Below are 18,663 nucleotides of genomic sequence, written 5' to 3' on the forward strand. Positions count from 1 at the left end.
GCACTTCCGAGGTAAGGGGCAGCCGGGCGGGAGCGCTTCCTGAGAGAGCGTCAGAAATGCGGTGAACGGGTGTCGGACGGGAGGGACCCGATCACCGATGCGGCGGTGTTTCAGCAGGTCATCGCGGCATCCCGGGCGTGCCACGGAAGTGAACCGGATGCCCCGGCCGCCGAGGGTGTGAACGGGTGACCCGCCGGTGCCGCTGGTGCCCCTGGTGCCGCTGGTGCCGCCGGCCGGTACCGCCGCGGCCCCGCGTCAACGCGCCGCCACCGGCCGGCTCGCCCCGCCGCCGTACTCCGCCAGCACCTCGCCCACCGTCCGCCGCGCCACCGCCGCCAGCACCGGGTTCGTCCCGTTCCCGCAGCGCTCGCCGTAGTAGTGCTCCGCCATCAAAGCGAAGCACAGGGCCCAGCCCCGCCCCCGAGCCCACGTGGCGTCGTCCACGTCTGCCGCCGCGCGGAACACCTCGCGGGTGGCGGCGTCGAAGACCGCCCACGCCGCGATGGTGTCGGCCGCCGGGTCCCCGACCCCGAGACCGCCGAAGTCGATGACCGCGGTGAGCCGCCCGGCGCAGGTCAGCAGGTTGCCCGGGAGGAGGTCGGCGTGGAGCCAGACGGGGTCGGCGTCCCACTGGGGAAGGCGGAGGGTCTCCTCCCACAGCGCCGTCGCGAGCGCGGCGTCCAGCATGCCGACGGCACCCAGGTCATGGATCGCGGTCCGGACGTATGCGTCGTGCTTGGCGACCGGGTCGCCCCGGAACGACGGCGGCCCGTCCGCCGCGTCCACCGTCCGCAGCGCCGCCGTGAAACGGCCCAACTCCGCGGCCGCGTCGGCCGGTTCGGCGAGGGGCACGTCGTAGGCGTTCTCGCCGTCCAGCCAGGCGTACACACCCCAGGGGAGCGCGTAGCCGGCGCCCGGCTCTCCCTTCGCCAGCGGCGTCGGAACCGCCAGGGGCAGATGGGGAGCCAGCAGCGGCAGCCACCGCTGCTCCCTGTCGACCTGGTGGGCCCCGCCCGGCAGCCGCGGCAGCCGCACGACCATGTCGGCGCCCAGCCGGTACATGGCGTTGTCGGTCCCGGCGGAGGCGACCCGTGTCACCGGCAGCCCGGACCACCGCGGGAACTGCTCCGCGACGAGCCGGGCCACCAGCGCTTCGTCGATGTCCAGCTCGTCGGCGTGCATCTTCGTGGGCGGCGGCATACGGCTCCGTGAGGCGGGGTGGGGCAGGCGCGAGAAGGGCACGCGGGAGAAGGGCAGGAGGCAGCGGAGCGTATCCGGGCCGACGACCAGGCGGCCACTGCTTTCTTCGCGGCGCCGCCGAACCGGCGTCGGTCACGGTCCCACCGGCCTCAGGCGCTCTCCCGCCCCGTCCGGACCCCGTCGCTCAGCGCACGTTCACTGCGCCCCAAGCCGCCCCCACCGCGAGGTACTCCGCGCTCCCGGCCCCGTACAGGTCCTTCGCCGCGCTGAGCGTCGCCGTCCGCGCCCCCGCGTAGTTCGTCGAGGACGTCATGTAGACCGTCAGCGCCCGGTACCAGATCTTCCCCACCTTGTCCCGGCCGATCCCCCGCACCGAAGACCCGTCGCAGGTGGGCGAGTCGTAGCCGACGCCGTTGACCGTCTTCGCGCCGCTGCCCTCGGCCAGCAGATACGCGAAGTGGTTGCCGACGCCCGACGAGTAGTGGACGTCGAGGTCCTTCGTCGTCGTGCTCCAGCAGTCCACCGACTTGCCGTCCTTGGAGGGCTTGTCCATGTAGCGCAGGGCGTCCCGACCGAAGGCCGACCGGACGATCTTCTCGCCGATCAGATAGTCGCCCGGGTCGGAGGTGTTGCCCGCGTGGAACTCCACCAGCGTGCCGAAGACGTCCGAGGTCGCCTCGTTCAGGCCACCGGACTCGCCCGAGTACGTCAGCGCCGCGGTCTTCGACGTCACGCCGTGCGTCATCTCGTGCCCGGCCACGTCCAGCGACACCAGCGGGCCGAGCTGGGTGCCGTCGCCGTCGCCGTACGTCATGCAGAAGCAACGGTCGTCCCAGAAGGCGTTGTTGTAGCCGTTGCCGTAGTGCACGCGGTTGTACGACCCCTTGCCGTCGCCCGCGATGCCCTTGCGGCCGTGGACGTCCTCGAAGTAGTCCCACGTCATGTCCGTGCCGTACTGCGCGTCCACCGCGGCCGTCGAGCGGTCGGCCGTGGTGCCGCTGCCCCAGTGGTTGTCGGCGTCGGTGAAGACCGTCGCCGGGGCGCGTTCGAGGCAGACGGTCAGCAGGCACAGGTCCGTCTTGTTCCCGGCGTCACCCGTGTAGGTGCCGCCGCGCGTCGCGTCCTTCAACTGGTACGTCGACCCCGAGGCCGTCGTCTCCAACGGCACCGTGCCGCCGTACAGCGACTTCCCGTCGCCCGACGCCGACTCGAGGCTGTCCCACGCGTCGATCTGCGTGCCGGTGCGGGCGTCGGTCAGCACGGTGCGGGCGACCGGGTTGCCGCGGGAGTCCTGCGCGAGGGCGTTCGTCCGCCAGGCCAGCTTCGGGGTGCCGTGCAGGGCATCGACGACCAGCTCGGGCCGGGACGTGAGCCGCTTCAGCGTCTCGCCGACGTTGACGGCGCGCAGCGCGGTCGCCGCGAGGTCGGCCGCCTTCGGTGCCGAGACCCTGGGCGTCACGCCGGCCAGGGAGATCGCGTCCTTCGTGGCGCGGGAGGCGCCGCGGTACGTACCGTCCTTCGTCAGGTGGACCACGAAGTCGCCGCCGATGACCGGGAGTTGGCGGTAGGTGCGGTCGTAACGCACATGCTGGGTGCCGTCCGTGTCCACGACCACGTCCCGGACGGTGGTGTCCTGAGCGGCCGTCAGCCCCAGGCTCCGTGCGTGGTCCTCCAGGGCCGATGCCGCGTTCTGCAGTGCGGTGGCCCTGGTCGGCCTGTCGTCCGCGCCGGCGGTGGGGGAGAGTGTGGCGGTGAGCAGGGTGGCGATCGCGGCGGTGGCGAGACCCGCCGTGGCGAGTCGGGAACCTCGGGCGTGCGGCCGTATTCGGCTCATCGGTCTCCTTGAACTGGGCGGCGCAGAGCTTGCCAAGATTCAAGGCGGCGTGCACATGCCATGGCCAGGGCGAATACGTGCAGGTGTGTGAGAGGAGAGAATCCTTTCTGTGACCCTCCCTCCCCGACTCCCGTTCTTCGTCTACGGCACCCTCCGCCCGGGTGAGCCCAACCACGACCGCTTCCTGCGCGGCCGCACCCTCGCCGAGGAACCGGCGCGACTCGTAGGGGCGGAGCTGTACGCGGGCCCGGGCTATCCGTACGCGGTCGAGGAACCGGGCGGCGGCGGCACCGTCCGGGGCGAACTCGTCACCGCCCGGCCCGAGGAGTACCCCGCGCTGCTCGCCGCCCTCGACCGGCTGGAGGAATACGCCCCGGCCGACCCGCGCAACCTCTACGAGCGCATCGCCCGCGAGGTGATCCGCGCCGCCGACGGAACGGCCGTACGTGCCTGGGTATATGTCGCCGCCCCCGCCGTAGCCGCCCGCCTGCGCACGCACGGCAGGCTCATCGAGACGGGCGACTGGACGATCCGCCCCGGCTGAGACGACCGGGCAGCAAGGCGCCCCCGCCGCTGGGCTTCACCACCGAGCCCCTGACACCGGCACCGCACCCGGCCCTCCCGCCGGCCGAGGCTCACGCTTCGCCTCGCCCGCCCGTCGCCCCGGCGAGACCGGCACCCTTTCCGCCCAGGACCCCGGCGTCCGCCCGCGCCGAGCGCCCCCGCGCCGAGCGGTCTCGGTGTCCAGCCGCTGTCGCGTTCAGCCGTCGCTGTGTTCAGTCGTCCCTGCGCCGAGCGGCCGCCGCGCCCAGTCGTCTTCGCGCCCAGTCCGCCGACGCGCGCAGTCGCCGTCGCGTCCGACCTCGGCCGCGGCGCTCCTGCCGGCCGAGGCTCACGCTTCGCCTCGCCCGCCCGTCGCCCTGGCGACACCGGCACCCTTTCTGGCACGGCCCGGCGTCCAGCCGCTGTTGCGCCCAGCTGTTGCTGCGTTCGGCTGCCCCGCGACGCCGAGCCGGCCCCCCGCGTCCAGTCACCGCCACGCCCAACCCCGGCCACGCCCAACCGCCCCTGCGCTCAACCGCCCCTGCGCTCAACCGCCCCCACGCTCAACTACCCACACACCCAACCACCCCCACCCCCCTACGGCTCCACCGCCTCAACCCGCACCGCGCACGCCTTGAACTCCGGCATTCGTGACGTCGGGTCCAGTGCGGGGTTGGTCAGGGTGTTGGCGCGGCCCTCGCCCGGCCAGTGGAACGGCATGAAGACGGTGTCGGGGCGGATGCCGGTCGTGATGCGGGCGGGGGCGACCGCCCGGCCCCGGCGTGAGACCACGGCCACGGGGTCGCCCTCGGCCGCCCCGAGACGCGCCGCCAGTCGTGGGTGCAGTTCCACGAACGGGCCCGGCGCGGCGGCGTTCAGCTCGTCGACGCGGCGGGTCTGGGCGCCGGACTGGTACTGCGCCACGACCCGCCCGGTCGTCAGCAGCACCGGGTACTCCTCGTCCGGTTCCTCGGCGGCCGCCCGGTGCGAGACGGGGACGAACCTTGCCCGTCCGTCCGGCGTGGCGAACCGGTCGAGGAAGAGGCGGGGCGTGCCGGGGTGCGCGACCGCGGCCGGTGAGGTGTCCTCGCGGTCCTCGGCGTCGTCCGCGCGGGGCGCCGCGGGACACGGCCAGAACACCCCGTTCTCCTGCGCCAGCCTGCGGTACGTGATCCCCGAGTAGTCCGCCGGGCCGCCCGCGCTCGCCCGGCGCAGCTCCTCGAAGACCTCCTCGGGGTCGGTCGGGAAGCCCTTCTCCAGCCCGCTTTCGCCGCCCAGCCGCGCCGCGAGCTCGTGCATGACCTCCAGGTCGCTGCGGACGCCGTCGGGCGGGGTGATCGCGCGGCGGCGCAGCAGCACCCTGCCCTCCAGGCTGGTCGTCGTGCCCGTCTCCTCCGCCCACTGCGTGACCGGCAGGACCACGTCCGCGAGCGCCGCCGTCTCCGACAGCACGACGTCGCACACCGCCAGGAAGTCGAGGGACTTGATGCGCTCCTCGATGTGCGCGGCACGCGGCGCCGACACCACCGGGTTGGAGCCCATCAGCAGCAGCGACTTGATGTCCGTGCCGAGTGCGTCCAGGAGCTCGTACGCACTGCGCCCCGGCCCGGGAAGGCTGTCGGGATCCACGCCCCACACGTCGGCCACATGCCGCCGCGCCGCCGGGTCGTCCAGCTTGCGGTAGCCCGGCAACTGGTCGGCCTTCTGGCCGTGTTCGCGTCCGCCCTGCCCGTTGCCCTGCCCGGTGAGGCAGCCGTACCCGGACAGCGGCCGGCCCGCCCGCCCCGTCGCCAGGCACAGGTTGATCCAAGCGCCCACGGTGTCCGTGCCCTTGGACTGCTGCTCGGGCCCGCGCGCGGTGAGCACCATCGCGTGCTCCGGTTCGCAGAACATCCTTACCGTTTCGCGGAGTTGGGGAACGGACACCCCCGTGATCCGCTCCACGTACTCCGGCCAGTGCGCCATCGCCGCGGCCCGCGCGTCCTCCCATCCGACCGTGCGCTCCTGGACGTACTCCTCGTCCACCCGCCCCTCGGCGACGACCAGGTGCAGCAGGCCGAGGGCCAGTGCGAGGTCGGTGCCGGGGCGGGGAGCGAGGTGCAGATCCGCCTGCTCGGCGGTCTTCGTGCGGCGCGGGTCGATGACGATCAGCGTGCCGCCGTTCTCGCGCAGCTCGTTGAAGAACCGCAGCGACGGCGGCATCGTCTCCGCCAGGTTCGAGCCGACCAGGATCACACAGCCCGTCTTCGGGATGTCCTCCAGCGGGAACGGCAGCCCGCGGTCGAGACCGAACGCCTTCATCCCGGCCGCGGCAGCCGACGACATGCAGAAACGGCCGTTGTAGTCGATCTGCGAGGTGCCGAGCACGATCCTCGCGAACTTGCCGAGGCTGTACGCCTTCTCGTTGGTCAGGCCGCCCCCGCCGAAGACCCCGCACGCGTCCGGGCCATGTTCCAGGCGCGTGCGGCCGAGGCCCTCGGCGATCCGGTCCAGCGCCTCGTCCCAGCCGGCGGGCACGAGCGCGCCGCCCGACCGCACCAGCGGTGAGGTCAGGCGGACGTTCGACGCCAGTACCGCGGGCGCCGTACGGCCCTTGCCGCACAGCGCTCCCCTGTTCACCGGGAAGTCCGGGCGCTCGACCACCGCGACACCCCCGTCCTGCGTGGGCGCGAGGTTCATCCCGCACTGCAGGGCGCAGTACGGGCAGTGCGTGGGCGTCGCGGAGTTCGGCATGCCGTCCAGCGTGAGTCGGGCGTGTTACGTGCGCGGCGGCTCCCTGTTACGCGGCCGGGACGGTGACCTCCCCGTCGCCGCCCGGCCGCCGTGAGGCGCACAGGCGCCCTGCCGGTAGTCGCCGCCGACCGGTGCGGAAGTTGCCGCTGTTGTGAAAGTCACCACGTGTGGCTCATTCCGTACCGTACTTGGCCGACCACGCCTCGTTGAGAGTTGAAGAGTCGGGGCTACAGTCGAGCGCACGTCCAGCACCGCGCCGACGCTGTACGACGATGCATGGACTCCGCACGGCGTTCGACACCGGGCATGCCCGCCGCTCATTCCGGCCGCATCCGTGGGCGGCTTCACCGCCTACGGCAATCCGTCCATCGAAACAGCCCGCCAGGAGGTCCCCCGACCATGCCCCTGCGCCCCTCCGGCCGCTCAGCCCGGCTGAGCCACCTGACCCGCCGCGACCAGCACCTCTTCTGGCAGTACGGCCGCGGCCCCACCGTCCCCGTCCCCGACCCGCTGATCCACCGCGCCGTCGCCCGGCAGGCCGCGGCCGCCCCGCACGCCGTCGCCGCCGAACACCTGGACGACCGGATCACCTACGGCGCGCTCGACCGCCGCGCCGACGCCCTCGCCGCCCGCCTGGTCCACGAGGGCGTACGCCCCGGTGACCACGTCGGACTCTTCGTGCGCCGCTCGATCCCGATGCTCGTCGGCCTGCTCGGCATCCTGAAGGCGGGCGCCGCCTACGTCCCGCAGGACATCGGCCTCGCGCCTCCGGCCCAGCTCGCCCATGTCGTCCGCACCGCCCGCACCCGCGTCGTCCTCACCCTCGCCGAGCACGCCCACCGCGTGCCGCTGCCCGACGCCGGACACCGGATCGTCACCCTGGACGAGCCGCTGCCGTACGCACCGGCAGCGGCACCGGCACCGGCACCGGACGCGGCGGTCGGCCCCGACGACGGCTGCTACGTCCTGTTCACCTCGGGCACCACGGGCCGGCCCAACGGCGTGAAGGTCACGCACCGCAACGTCGCCAACATCCTCCTGACCGAACCCGGCGGCCTCGGCATCCGCCCCGGCGACCGCGTCGCCCACCTCCTCAACGTCGCCTTCGACATGGCCGCCTGGGAGATCCTCGGCTGCCTCACCCACGGCGGCACCCTCGTCGTGCGCGGCAAGGACATCCCGGCGGCGGCCCGCACGGCCGACGTGCTCATCGCGACCCCGACCGTGCTGTCCGGCATCGACCCGGAGACCTGCCCGCGCGTGCACACGGTCGCCGTCGCCGGAGAGCCCTGCCCGCGCCCGCTCGCCGACCGGTGGGCCCGGCACGCCGCCTTCCACAACTGCTGCGGACCGACCGAGACGACCATCGTCAACACGATGCAGCGCCACCACCCCTCCGACCCGCTGCTCACCATCGGCCGCCCCACCCCCAACAACACGGTCTACGTCCTCGACGCCGACCGCCGCCCGCTGCCCATCGGCGAGGTGGGGGAGATGTGGGCGGGCGGCGACTGCGTGTCGGCGGGCTATCTCGGGAACGACCGCCTCAACGCCGAGCGGTACGCCCCCGACCCCTTCCTCGGCGCCGGCCGCCGCATGTTCCGCACCCGTGACCTCGGCCGCTGGACCTCCGACGGCGCACTCGAACACCTCGGCCGCACCGACGACCAGGTCAAGGTGCGTGGCTTCCGGGTCGAACTGGACGCGGTGTCCTCGGTGCTGGAGTCGGTCGAGGGCTGCGCGCGGGCGGTGACGCTGCGGCGGGACGCGCGGACGCTCGTGTCGTTCGTGTGCCCGGCGGACGTCGACCCCGACACGGCCCGGCGGGCGGTCGCTGACGCGCTGCCGTACTACTGCGTGCCCGAGACTGTCATGCCCCTGCCACTACTGCCCGAGACCGACCGCGGCAAGGTCGACAAACAGGCGCTGCTGCGGATGGCGGAGCAGCAGGCGCACGGGCGGACGCTTCAGGGGGCGGCCCGATGACCACGTCCCTCGACCGCCGGTCCGTCGAGCTGCCGCCGCCGATCCCGGGCCCGCGCCGCCTGCTCAAGCACCCCCGGCTGATGCACCACAACCGACTGGCGGCCTTGGTGCTCACCGCCAACCTGGCGTTCCTGTGGGCCGGTTGGCCCCTGACGGAGCGGACCCTGGGGCACGCGGCCCTGGCGAACCTCGCCCTCGCCGTCCTCGTGCGCCAGCAGTACGTCATCAACCTCTTCTTCCGGCTGGCCACCCGGGCCCCGACGAGCTGGCCGCTGAAGGTGCGCTGGACGCTGGGCAAGGTGTACCACTTCGGCGGACTGCACGTGGGCGGGGCGCTCGCGGGGACGGCATGGTTCCTGGCGCTGACCGTCACCACGACCGACGCCCCGCGCCTGACCGTGGGCTGGACCCTGGTGATCCTCCTCGCGCTGATCGTGGCCACCGCGCTGCCACCCTTCCGCGCCCGCCACCACGACCACTTCGAGAAGATCCACCGCTTCGGCGGCTGGAGCGCCCTCGCCCTCTTCTGGACGCACACGCTGCTGTCGTCCCCCGGACCGGTTCCGCTGACGGTGCTCGCGGTCGTCACCTTCAGCGTCGCCCTGCCCTGGCTCCGGCTGCGCAAGGTCGACGTACGCCTCGAACGGCCCTCCCCGCACGTCGTCCTGGCCCGCTTCGACCACGGCGAGACCCCCTTCGCGGGCTCCTCGACGGCGATCAGCCGCAGCCCGCTGAAGGAGTGGCACTCCTTCGCCAACGTCCCGGCACCCGGCGAGCCCGGCTTCCGGCTCACCATCTCGCGGGCCGGCGACTGGACGGGCGCGTTCATCGACGACCTGCCGTCGAAGGTCTGGGTCAAGGGCATCACCACGGCGGGCGTCGCCAACATCGAGACCCTCTTCAAGAAGGTGGTCTACGTCGCCACCGGCAGCGGCATCGGCCCCTGCCTGCCCCATCTGCTGGCCGCCGAGGTCCCCTCCCGCCTGGTCTGGGCGACCCGCGATCCCCGGGCGACCTACGGAGACGCCCTGGTCGACGAGATCCTCGCCGTCCAGCCGCACGCCCTGGTCTGGGACACCTCCCGGCACGGCAAGCCCGACATGGTCCAACTCGCCTACGCGGCGTACCGGGACTTCGGGGCCGAGGCGGTCATCTGCATCTCCAACAAGAAGCTCACCTGGCAGGTGGTGCACGGCCTGGAGCGACGCGGGATCCCGGCGTACGGCGCGATCTGGGACTCGTGACCCGCAGGAACCGAGGGGAACCCAAGGAGGAACCCATGGACAACATCAAGACCGAGCGCGACGGCGCCGTCGTGACCGTACGCCTGCACCGCCCCCACGTGCGCAACGCCCTCAGCGGCGCACTCCTCGCCGAACTCCTCGATGTCCTGCGCCCGTTGGACGCCGATCCCGAGGTGGGCTGCTTCGTCGTCACCGGCTCGGACACGGTGTTCGCGGCCGGCGCCGACATCAAGGAGATGGCGGGGCGGACGGCCGCGGAGATGGCCGCCGACGACTACTTCGCCGCCTGGGAGGGCTTCACCGCCCTGCGCACCGCGAAGATCGCGGCCGTCAACGGCTACGCGCTGGGCGGCGGTTGCGAGCTGGCGATGATGTGCGACCTCGTCATCGCGGGGGAGTCGGCGGTCTTCGGCCAGCCGGAGATCAAGCTGGGCGTGATCCCCGGCATCGGCGGCACCCAGCGCCTGACCCGCCTCGTCGGCCGGGCCAAGGCGATGGACCTGATCCTGACCGGCCGCACGATGGACGCTCGGGAGGCGGGAAGCTGCGGTCTCGTCTCCCGAGTGGTCCCGGACGACCAGGTCCTGCCGGAGGCCCTGCGGGCGGCGGCGACGATCGCCTCGTACGGCCGCGCGGCGGTCACCGCGGCCCGCGAGTGCGTCGACCAGGCCCTCGAAACCGGCCTGCGCGACGGCCTCCTCTTCGAACGCCGCGTCTTCCACGCCCTGTTCGCGACGGACGACCAGAAGGAGGGCATGAGCGCGTTCCTGGACAAACGCCGACCGCGTTTCACCGGCCGCTGAGGCCGGGACCCCGCAGGCCGAGGGCGGGAGCGAGACAAGGGCCCTGCTCCCGCCCGGACCGATCGGGATGCACGGCCGGTCGCGGAAGGAGGCCGGCTCCCCCGCCCGCGGCGAAGGTCGTGTGGCGGGCGGCCCGATCCGCCGCCGCGCGCCCGTGGACCGTCGGCCGGCGTGCGCGTGACGAACCCGGCATGCGGCATGCGCCCTTCTCCTCGGGCGCCTCTACCGCTCCGCCGCCAGCGCGTTCGCCACGCCGGCCTCCTTCGGCCCGAGGAACCGGGGGTCCGGTTCGAAGAGGGCGTCCAGGGCCGCCTTGCCGGCCGCGAAGATCTCGCGGGTGCCGCCGTAGTACCAGGTGGCGTCGTGCCTGGCGTCGACGCCGACGCCGTACGACGTCACCCCCGCCTCCTGGCACAGCGCGACCGCCCGCCGGATGTGGAAGCCCTGGCTGATCAGCACCGCCTCGTCGACGCCGAAGATCTTCTTGGCGCGGACGCAGGAGTCCCAGGTGTCGAAGCCGGCGTAGTCGCTGACGATGCGCGAGCCCGGCACGCCGTGCCGGGTCAGATACGCGCGCATGGCGTCGGGCTCGTCGTAGTCCTCGCGGCTGTTGTCCCCGGTGACGAGGACGACCTCGACCCGGCCCTCGCGGTACAGCTCCGCCGCCGCGTCGAGCCGGTGGGCGAGGTACGGGGACGGCTCGCCGGCCCACAGGCCCGCACCGAAGACCACGGCGACGTCGGTGCGCGGCACGTCGGCCGTGGTGCGCAGCCGGTCCGCGGTCACGAGGCGCATCCAGGTGGCCGGAAGCAGCGCCAGGACGCACCCCAGCACCACGGCCCGCACCAGCCGGCGCTGCCCCGCGCGGGTGCGCGGCAGTCTCGGCCCGCGCGGCTTCGGTCGGCGCATCGGACGGTCCCTCCCCGGTCGGCTCACCGCCTGTTCTCGACAGTCAGGGACGTCCCGTGGGCCTCCACGGTTCACCGCACCCGACGTGACCAGGTTCACTCCACCCCCGAAACCGCAGGCCACACCCCCTCACACAGTCCGGGGGCCCCGCCGTGAACCCGGTGTAAGAACCCGTCATTCCCGCGAAACGGGGCGGCAACGTCCCGCCGCCACCATCGATCCATGACGGCGTCGAACGCTCCTCACGACGAGTCCACGACGGCCCACCTCGACAGTACGGCGCACCTCATGAACCGGATCAGCAGCCAGCTCGCCAGCCAGCTCTGCCTCGTCCCGCTCGACGGCAGGCGGCGCCCCGAACCGCCCGCGCTCGTCGTCGTGGCCCACGGCAGCCGCGACCCGCGCGCGCTGAGCACCGTACGCGCGCTCCTCGACAAGGTCCGCGCCCTGCGCCCCGGCCTGCCCGTCCACCTCGGCCACATCGAGCTGAACGAGCCGCTGCTCGCCGACACCCTCGCCGCCCTCGGCACCGGCGAGGCGATCCTCGTCCCCCTCCTCCTCAGCCGCGGCTACCACGTCAAGCGGGACATCCCCGAGACGGCCGCCGAGGCCGAGGTCCACGCCCGCGTGGCCCCCGCCCTCGGCCCGCACCCCCTGCTGGTGGAGGCCCTGCACGCCCGCCTCGTCGAGGCCGGCTGGCCCACCCGCATGGACGAGCCGACCCGCCGCAGGAGCGCGGTGGTCCTGGCGGCGGCGGGTTCCCGCGACCCCGAGTCGAAGGTGGACACCTCCCGCACGGCTCAGCTCCTCTCCGCCCGCCTGGGCGTCCCGGTCGTCCCGGCCTACGCGACGACGGCGGCCCCGACGGTCCCGGACGCGTTGCGTGCCTTGGCGGCGAGGGGCCGTACGAGGGTGGCGGTGGCCTCGTACTTCACGGCCCCGGGCCGCTTCGCGACGGAGTGCGCGGAGGCAGCCCCATGGCTGGCCTCGGCCCCCTTGGGCACCCACCAGGCGATGGCGAGACTGCTCCTCCACCGCTACGACCAGACGCTGACGACGCCGGTGACGGCAGCACCGGAACTGGCATCGGCCTGAATCGCCGGGGACGGGGACGTCCCTCAGGGGCGCGGGGAACTGCGCGACCGGCCACGAACCACCCGCACCCGCAGCCGCACAGGATTTGGCAGACGACCAGGCGCAACACACCCCTCCGTTTGTCAGTGTCTGCCCGTACTGTCGGTGCATGTACTACGACGAGTCGGCAGTCGAACGCTGGGCCCCCGAACCCGACAAACGCCCGGGCCGCACGGCCTTCCAACGCGACCGCGCCCGCGTACTGCACTCCGCGGCGCTGCGCCGCCTCGCCGGCAAGACCCAGGTCGTGACGCCGGGTACGCACAGCAACGCCTGGGATCCGAGCCCCCGCACCCGCCTCACCCACTCCCTGGAGTGCGCCCAGGTCGGCCGAGAGCTCGGCGCGGCCCTCGGCTGCGATCCCGACCTCGTGGAAGCCGCCTGCCTCTCCCACGACCTGGGCCATCCCCCCTTCGGTCACAACGGCGAAGTCGCGCTCAACGAATTCGCCGAGGACTGCGGCGGCTTCGAGGGCAACGCCCAGTCCCTGCGGCTCCTCACCCGCATCGAACCCAAGCGGTTCACCCCGGAGGGCTCCGTCGGCCTCAACCTCACCCGGGCCACCCTCGACGCCGCCACCAAGTACCCCTGGCCCCGCGGCGCCCACCCCACCGACCCGGCGTCCCCGAAGTTCGGCGTCTACGAGGACGACCGGCCCGTCTTCGACTGGGTCCGCAAGGACGCCCCCGGCACCCGCACCACCTTCGAGGCCCAGGTCATGGACTGGTCCGACGACGTGGCGTACTCGGTGCACGACGTCGAGGACGGACTGCACGCCGGCCACATCGACCCCAACTGCCTGCACGCCGAGCCCGAACGCCAGGCGGTCTTCGCGGTGGCCGTCGGACGGTACGTCCCCGAGGACACCGACCCGGCCGAACTCGCCGCCGCCCTCGACCGCCTCCAGGACCAGGAGTGGTGGCCGCACGGCTACGACGGCTCGGCCGTCGCCCAGGCCCGCCTCAAGGACGCCACCAGCCAGCTCATCGGCCGTTTCTGCCTGGCCGCGGAGAGCGCCACGCGCGCGGCGTACGGCTCCGGGCGGCTCACCCGCTACGGCGCCGAACTCGTCGTACCGCGCGAGACCCGGCTGGAGTGCGCGGTCCTCAAGGCCGTCGCCGACCGGTATGTCATGCAGCGCGCCGAGCAGGAGCGGCTGCGCGCCGACCAGCGGATCGTGGTCGCCGAACTCGCCGAGGCGCTCACCGCCCGCGCGCCCGACGGGCTGGACCCGCAGTTCCGGGCCCTGTTCGAGCTGGCCGAGGACGACCGCGCCCGCAAGCGGGTGATCGTCGACCAGATCGCCTCCCTGACGGACGCGTCGGCCCGCTCACTGCACGCGCGTCTGACCGGGCGCCCATAGACGGTCGGGCAGACGGTCGGGCCGCGGGCGACGTGAAACGCGCCCGAACGTGACACTGCGTGGCCTGATCGGGCCACTCCCTCTTCCCCCATCACGCTGCGTGCGGGACGCTCGCATGTGGCGGCACGCTCTCGAGGAGGCATCAAGTGGTCGACGCGGATCAGACATTCGTCATCGTCGGAGGAGGACTCGCCGGCGCCAAGGCGGCCGAGACGCTCCGCGCGGAGGGCTTCACCGGGCGGGTGATACTGATCTGCGACGAGCGCGACCACCCCTACGAGCGGCCGCCGCTGTCCAAGGGCTACCTCCTCGGCAAGGAGGAGCGCGACAGCGTCTTCGTGCACGAGCCCGCCTGGTACGCGCGCAACGACATCGAGCTGCACCTCGGCCAGACCGTCGACGCGATCGACCGCACGGCGAAGACGGTGCGGTTCGGCGAGGACGGCACGGTCGTCCACTACGACAAGCTCCTGCTGGCCACCGGCGCCGAACCCCGCCGCCTGGACATCCCGGGCACCGACCTGGCCGGCGTCCACCACCTGCGCCGCCTCGCGCACGCCGAGCGCCTCAAGGGCGTCCTGGCCTCGCTCGGCCGCGACAACGGGCACCTCGTGATCGCCGGCACCGGCTGGATCGGCCTGGAGGTCGCGGCGGCGGCCCGCGAGTACGGCGCGGAGGTCACGGTCGTCGGGCCGGATCCGACCCCCCTGCACGGTGTCCTGGGCCCTGAGATCGGCGGACTCTTCGCCGAGCTGCACCGCGAGCACGGGGTGCGCTTCCACTTCGGCAGGCGGCTGACGGAGATCGTCGGCCAGGACGGCATGGTGCTGGCCGCCCGCACCGACGACGGTGAGGAACACCCCGCGCACGACGTCCTGGCGGCGATCGGCGCCGCTCCCCGTACGGCGCTGGCGGAAGCGGCGGGGCTGGAGATCGCCGACCCCGCCCATGGCCGCGGCGTCGTGGTCGACGAGCGGCTGCGCACCTCCGACCCCGACATCTACGCGGCCGGCGACGTGGCCTCCTTCCCGCACGCCCTGTTCGACACCCGGGTACGCGTGGAGCACTGGGCCAACGCGCTCAACGGCGGCCCGGCGGCGGCGCGGGCGATGCTCGGGCAGGACGTCACCTACGACCGCGTGCCCTACTTCTTCTCCGACCAGTACGACCTGGGGATGGAGTACTCCGGCTGGGCGCCGCCGGGGACGTACGACGAAGTGGTGATCCGAGGGGACGCCGGCAAGCGTGAATTCATCGCGTTCTGGGTGAAGGAGCATCGGGTGCTCGCCGGGATGAACGTGAATGTGTGGGACGTCACAGAGCCCATCCAGCGGCTGATCCGCTCCAGGGCGCGGGTGGACACCGAGGCGCTCGCGGACCCGCATGTGCCGCTGGACACCCTGGGCAGCCGGACTTCCTGACCGTCACCGCTGTCGGTCCACCCCCGTAGAATTCACGCGTGGCAGGACGGATCAACGACGAGGACGTGAAGGCGGTACGGGACGCGGTCCCGATCGACGCCGTGGTGTCCGAGTACCTCCAGCTGCGGAACGCGGGCGGCGGGAACCTCAAGGGGCTGTGCCCCTTCCATGACGAGAAGTCGCCGTCCTTCCAGGTCAGCCCGAGCAAGGGACTCTTCCACTGCTTCGGCTGCCAGGAGGGCGGCGACACCATCACGTTCGTGATGAAGGTCGACCACCTCTCCTTCTCCGAGGCGGTCGAGCGCCTCGCCGCCCAGGCCGGCATCACCCTGCGCTACGAGGAGGGCGGGTACAACCCGTCCCACCAGCGCGGCGAGCGCATCCGTCTGGTCGAGGCCCACAAGATCGCCGCCGAGTGGTACGCCGAGCAGTTGGCGACCGGCCCCGAGGCGGACACCGGCCGGGTCTTCCTCGCCGAGCGCGGCTTCGACCAGGCCGCCGCCGTCCACTTCGGTGTCGGCTACAGCCCCCAGGGCTGGGACCACCTCACCCGCTACCTGCGCGGCAAGGGCTTCACCGACAAGGAGCTGATCCTGTCCGGGCTGTCCCAGGAGGGCCGCCGCGGCCCCATCGACCGCTTCCGGGGCCGTCTGATGTGGCCGATCCGGGACATCGGCGGCGACGTGGTCGGCTTCGGCGCGCGCAAGCTGTACGAGTCCGACAACGGTCCCAAGTACCTCAACACCCCCGACACGGCCATCTACCGCAAGTCCCAGGTCCTCTACGGCATCGACCTCGCCAAGAAGGACATCGCGAAGTCGAGCCGTGCCGTCGTGGTCGAGGGCTACACCGACGTCATGGCCTGCCACCTCGCCGGGGTCACCACGGCCATCGCGACCTGCGGCACCGCCTTCGGCGGCGACCACATCAAGATCCTGCGCCGACTGCTGATGGACAACGGCTCGGCCCGCGTGATCTTCACCTTCGACGGTGACGCGGCGGGCCAGAAAGCGGCGCTGCGCGCCTTCGAGGACGACCAGAAGTTCGCCGCCGAGACCTACATCGCCATCGCCCCCGACGGCATGGACCCCTGTGAGCTGCGCCTGGCGAAGGGCGACGAGGCGGTGGCCGACCTGGTCGAACCGCGCACGCCCCTCTTCGAGTTCGCGCTGCGCCAGATCGTCGTCCGCTACGACCTCGACACCCCGGCGGGCCGCGCGGCCGCGCTGGACGAGGCGGCACCGATCGTCGCCCGCATCAAGAACAGCGGCGCCCAGCACGAGGTGGCCGTCGAACTCGCGGGCATGCTCGGCATCCTCGACACGCAGTTCGTGGTCAAGCGGGTGGCCCAGCTCGCCCGTTGGGCACGGGACCGGGGCGGCAGGGGACAGGCGCCGACGCCCCGGGGCCCGCAGCAGCCGTACGACGCCGCCCCCGCGCCCCGTACCTCGGGCCCCGCGCTGACCCTGCGCAACCCGGTCTACGCGACCGAACGCGAGCTCCTCAAACTCGCCCTCCAGCGGCCCGAGTTGGTCTCCCCCGCGTTCGACGCGTACGGCGTCGACGAGTTCACCGCCGCCCCCTACGCCGCCGTACGCCAGGCGATCATGGACGCGGGCGGCGCGGAGCAGGGCATCCAGGACCCGCAGGAATACCTGGTCCGCGTCCGTGAGGCGGCCCCCGACGACCAGGTCCGCGCGATGGTCACGGAGCTGGCGGTCGAGGCGATCATGCGCAAGACGGTCGACGAGAACTACGCCGGGGAACAACTCGTCACCGTCCGGCGCCGCGCCGTCGAACGCCGCATCCGCGACGTCCAGAGCCAGCTCACCCGCCTCGGCGCGGGCGGCGACCCCGCCCAACTGGCCGCCGTACAGAACGAGCTGTGGGTGCTGCAGCAGTACGACCAGGCGTTGCGGGGGCAGGGCGCGGCGGCGTTGTGAGGGCTGCTCCGGCGGGGGCCGCTCGGCGGACGTGATGCCGAGGCGGCGCACGATCGGATCGACCGCTGTCGTGAGGCGACCGAGTTCCTTGGTGTGCTCGATCTCGTCGTGCGCCGAGCCTGCAGCAGTTGCATGAGTAACCGCCCCGTCACGGACCGGACGCAAAAAGTCACCGCACGCCCCTCGTGGCGGCGATGTGTCGTACTCCACACTGGGTTCCGGTGCCTGAGTCCTCGGAGCGCGGCCGATCCGTTCCCCACGGGTCCCACACCCCCGCGGTTCCGCTCAACGCGTACGGGACGGACAGCGGCGAGGCCGCCGACTCCGCCCTCGAAGCAGCGCTGCCGTACGCCTCGGCAGCGATCATCCTGGAGGTCGCCCCCGTGCAGACCCAGACCCTCATCCAGACCGACAGTACGGACGGCACGGATCGGGACGCGGAGACCGGCGTTCTCGTCGCGGTGCCGCCGCAGAGCCGTGTCGCGCACCACCCCGAGTCGGAGCCGGAGGCCCCGCCCGAGCCGGCGGAACCGCCTGCCGACGCCCTGGACGCCCCCGACGCCGCCGAGCCGGTGGAAGCACCGCTGCCGACCCGCGGCCGTACCGCCGACACCAGCGGCCCCTCCTCCGACCTCTTCCGCCAGTACCTGCGGGAGATCGGCCGCATCCCCCTCCTCACCGCGGCCGAGGAGGTCGAACTCGCCCGCCGTGTCGAGGCCGGCCTGTTCGCCGAGGAGAAACTGAGCAGCACCCCCGACCTGGAGAGCCGGCTCGCCCTCGACCTGGACCGCCTCGTCGTCATGGGCCGCATGGCCAAGCGCCGCCTCATCGAGGCGAACCTGCGGCTCGTGGTCTCCGTCGCCAAGCGGTACGTCGGCCGCGGCCTGACCATGCTCGACCTGGTCCAGGAGGGAAACCTCGGCCTGATCCGGGCCGTCGAGAAGTTCGACTACGCCCGCGGCTACAAGTTCTCGACGTACGCCACCTGGTGGATCCGCCAGGCCATGTCCCGCGCCCTCGCCGACCAGGCCCGCACCATCCGGGTCCCGGTCCACGTCGTCGAGCTGATCAACCGGGTCGTCCGCGTCCAGCGCCGCATGCTCCAGGAACGCGGCTACGAACCGACGCCGGAAGAGGTGGCCGCCCACCTCGACCTCCTTCCCGAGCGCGTCCGCGAGGTGCTGCGCCTGGCCCAGGAACCGGTGTCCCTGCACGCCCCGGTGGGCGAGGAGGACGACGTGGCGCTCGGCGACCTCATCGAGGACGGCGACGCCGCCTCACCGGTCGAGTCGGCGGCGTTCCTGCTGCTCCGCGAGCACCTGGAAGCGGTCCTGTCCACCCTCGGCGAACGCGAACGCAAGGTCGTCCAGCTCCGCTACGGCCTGGTCGACGGCCGCCCCCGCACCCTGGAGGAGATAGGCCGCATCTTCGGCGTGACCCGGGAACGCATCCGGCAGATCGAGTCGAAAACCCTGAACAAACTCAGGGACCACGCCTTCGCGGACCAGCTCAGGGGCTACCTGGACTGAGAAGGGGCCGCTCAGTCCTGA

13 protein-coding genes are annotated in these 18,663 nt (G+C 72.7%); 9 read left to right on the forward strand and 4 right to left on the reverse strand.

Going from position 1 to position 18,663, the window contains the following annotated elements; all coding sequences use genetic code 11:
• Positions 1-255: 255 nt before the first annotated feature.
• Together ABZ078_RS08860 and ABZ078_RS08865 are read right to left on the reverse strand one after the other, a co-directional pair.
• Positions 256-1,200 (reverse strand): aminoglycoside phosphotransferase family protein, encoded by a 945-nt coding sequence (locus tag ABZ078_RS08860; RefSeq protein WP_356573085.1) that lies wholly within the window; start codon positions 1,198-1,200, stop codon positions 256-258.
• Positions 1,201-1,384: 184 nt separating this feature from the next.
• Positions 1,385-3,034 (reverse strand): M4 family metallopeptidase, encoded by a 1,650-nt coding sequence (locus ABZ078_RS08865; RefSeq protein WP_356573087.1) that lies wholly within the window; start codon positions 3,032-3,034, stop codon positions 1,385-1,387.
• Between the two features lie 109 nt (positions 3,035-3,143).
• Here ABZ078_RS08865 and ABZ078_RS08870 point away from each other — a divergent pair, with 109 nt between their 5' ends.
• On the forward strand, positions 3,144-3,578 hold the full coding sequence (locus ABZ078_RS08870; RefSeq protein ID WP_356573089.1) for a gamma-glutamylcyclotransferase family protein: 435 nt from the start codon (positions 3,144-3,146) through the stop codon (positions 3,576-3,578).
• Positions 3,579-4,174: 596 nt separating this feature from the next.
• Here the strand turns inward: ABZ078_RS08870 and ABZ078_RS08875 are convergent.
• On the reverse strand, positions 4,175-6,310 hold the full coding sequence (locus ABZ078_RS08875) for a molybdopterin oxidoreductase family protein (RefSeq protein WP_356573091.1): 2,136 nt from the start codon (positions 6,308-6,310) through the stop codon (positions 4,175-4,177).
• A gap of 399 nt (positions 6,311-6,709) precedes the next feature.
• Between ABZ078_RS08875 and ABZ078_RS08880 the strand changes: the two genes are divergently transcribed.
• The 3 genes from ABZ078_RS08880 to ABZ078_RS08890 are packed head-to-tail and all read left to right on the forward strand — an operon-like array spanning position 6,710 to position 10,343.
• Positions 6,710-8,296, forward strand: a complete 1,587-nt coding sequence (locus tag ABZ078_RS08880) for an amino acid adenylation domain-containing protein (RefSeq protein ID WP_356573092.1) — start codon at positions 6,710-6,712, stop codon at positions 8,294-8,296.
• Positions 8,293-9,540: a hypothetical protein gene (locus ABZ078_RS08885; RefSeq protein WP_356573094.1), complete on the forward strand. Its 1,248-nt coding sequence runs from the start codon at positions 8,293-8,295 to the stop codon at positions 9,538-9,540. The genes ABZ078_RS08880 and ABZ078_RS08885 overlap by 4 nt, the downstream gene beginning before the upstream one ends.
• A 35-nt stretch (positions 9,541-9,575) precedes the next feature.
• Complete coding sequence (locus ABZ078_RS08890) at positions 9,576-10,343, forward strand: enoyl-CoA hydratase-related protein (protein ID WP_356573096.1); 768 nt, start codon at positions 9,576-9,578, stop codon at positions 10,341-10,343.
• 222 nt (positions 10,344-10,565) lie between these two features.
• On the opposite strand, the gene ABZ078_RS08895 is transcribed toward ABZ078_RS08890, so the two are convergent.
• The gene (locus tag ABZ078_RS08895) at positions 10,566-11,252 is read right to left on the reverse strand and encodes an ElyC/SanA/YdcF family protein (protein WP_356573098.1); all 687 of its coding nucleotides are present in this window, start codon (positions 11,250-11,252) and stop codon (positions 10,566-10,568) included.
• Positions 11,253-11,474: 222 nt separating this feature from the next.
• On the opposite strand from ABZ078_RS08895, the gene ABZ078_RS08900 reads away from it, so the two are divergent.
• From ABZ078_RS08900 to ABZ078_RS08920, 5 genes are all read left to right on the forward strand, one after another.
• A complete protein-coding gene (locus tag ABZ078_RS08900; protein ID WP_356573100.1) occupies positions 11,475-12,347 on the forward strand; it encodes a sirohydrochlorin chelatase in 873 nt (290 codons plus the stop codon).
• A 148-nt stretch (positions 12,348-12,495) separates the two neighbouring features.
• Positions 12,496-13,749, forward strand: a complete 1,254-nt coding sequence (locus ABZ078_RS08905; RefSeq protein ID WP_356573102.1) for a deoxyguanosinetriphosphate triphosphohydrolase — start codon at positions 12,496-12,498, stop codon at positions 13,747-13,749.
• Positions 13,750-13,895: 146 nt separating this feature from the next.
• A complete protein-coding gene (locus tag ABZ078_RS08910) occupies positions 13,896-15,170 on the forward strand; it encodes an FAD-dependent oxidoreductase (protein WP_356573104.1) in 1,275 nt (424 codons plus the stop codon).
• Positions 15,171-15,208: 38 nt separating this feature from the next.
• On the forward strand, positions 15,209-17,113 hold the full coding sequence (dnaG, locus tag ABZ078_RS08915; RefSeq protein WP_356573106.1) for a DNA primase: 1,905 nt from the start codon (positions 15,209-15,211) through the stop codon (positions 17,111-17,113).
• Between the two features lie 221 nt (positions 17,114-17,334).
• Complete coding sequence (locus ABZ078_RS08920; RefSeq protein ID WP_356573108.1) at positions 17,335-18,642, forward strand: RNA polymerase sigma factor; 1,308 nt, start codon at positions 17,335-17,337, stop codon at positions 18,640-18,642.
• Positions 18,643-18,663: the final 21 nt, after the last annotated feature.

Source organism: Streptomyces sp. NPDC006385 (assembly GCF_040612485.1).
Taxonomy (GTDB): domain Bacteria; phylum Actinomycetota; class Actinomycetes; order Streptomycetales; family Streptomycetaceae; genus Streptomyces.

What these genes read in the sequence shown, in the direction of transcription:
- ABZ078_RS08860 (WP_356573085.1), bottom strand. Translation starts at nt 1,200, where the DNA reads ATGCCGCCGCCCACGAAGATGCACGCCGACGAGCTGGACATCGACGAA.
- ABZ078_RS08865 (WP_356573087.1), bottom strand. Translation starts at nt 3,034, where the DNA reads ATGAGCCGAATACGGCCGCACGCCCGAGGTTCCCGACTCGCCACGGCG.
- ABZ078_RS08875 (WP_356573091.1), bottom strand. Translation starts at nt 6,310, where the DNA reads ATGCCGAACTCCGCGACGCCCACGCACTGCCCGTACTGCGCCCTGCAG.
- ABZ078_RS08880 (WP_356573092.1), top strand. Translation starts at nt 6,710, where the DNA reads ATGCCCCTGCGCCCCTCCGGCCGCTCAGCCCGGCTGAGCCACCTGACC.
- ABZ078_RS08885 (WP_356573094.1), top strand. Translation starts at nt 8,293, where the DNA reads ATGACCACGTCCCTCGACCGCCGGTCCGTCGAGCTGCCGCCGCCGATC.
- ABZ078_RS08890 (WP_356573096.1), top strand. Translation starts at nt 9,576, where the DNA reads ATGGACAACATCAAGACCGAGCGCGACGGCGCCGTCGTGACCGTACGC.
- ABZ078_RS08895 (WP_356573098.1), bottom strand. Translation starts at nt 11,252, where the DNA reads ATGCGCCGACCGAAGCCGCGCGGGCCGAGACTGCCGCGCACCCGCGCG.
- ABZ078_RS08900 (WP_356573100.1), top strand. Translation starts at nt 11,475, where the DNA reads ATGACGGCGTCGAACGCTCCTCACGACGAGTCCACGACGGCCCACCTC.
- ABZ078_RS08905 (WP_356573102.1), top strand. Translation starts at nt 12,496, where the DNA reads ATGTACTACGACGAGTCGGCAGTCGAACGCTGGGCCCCCGAACCCGAC.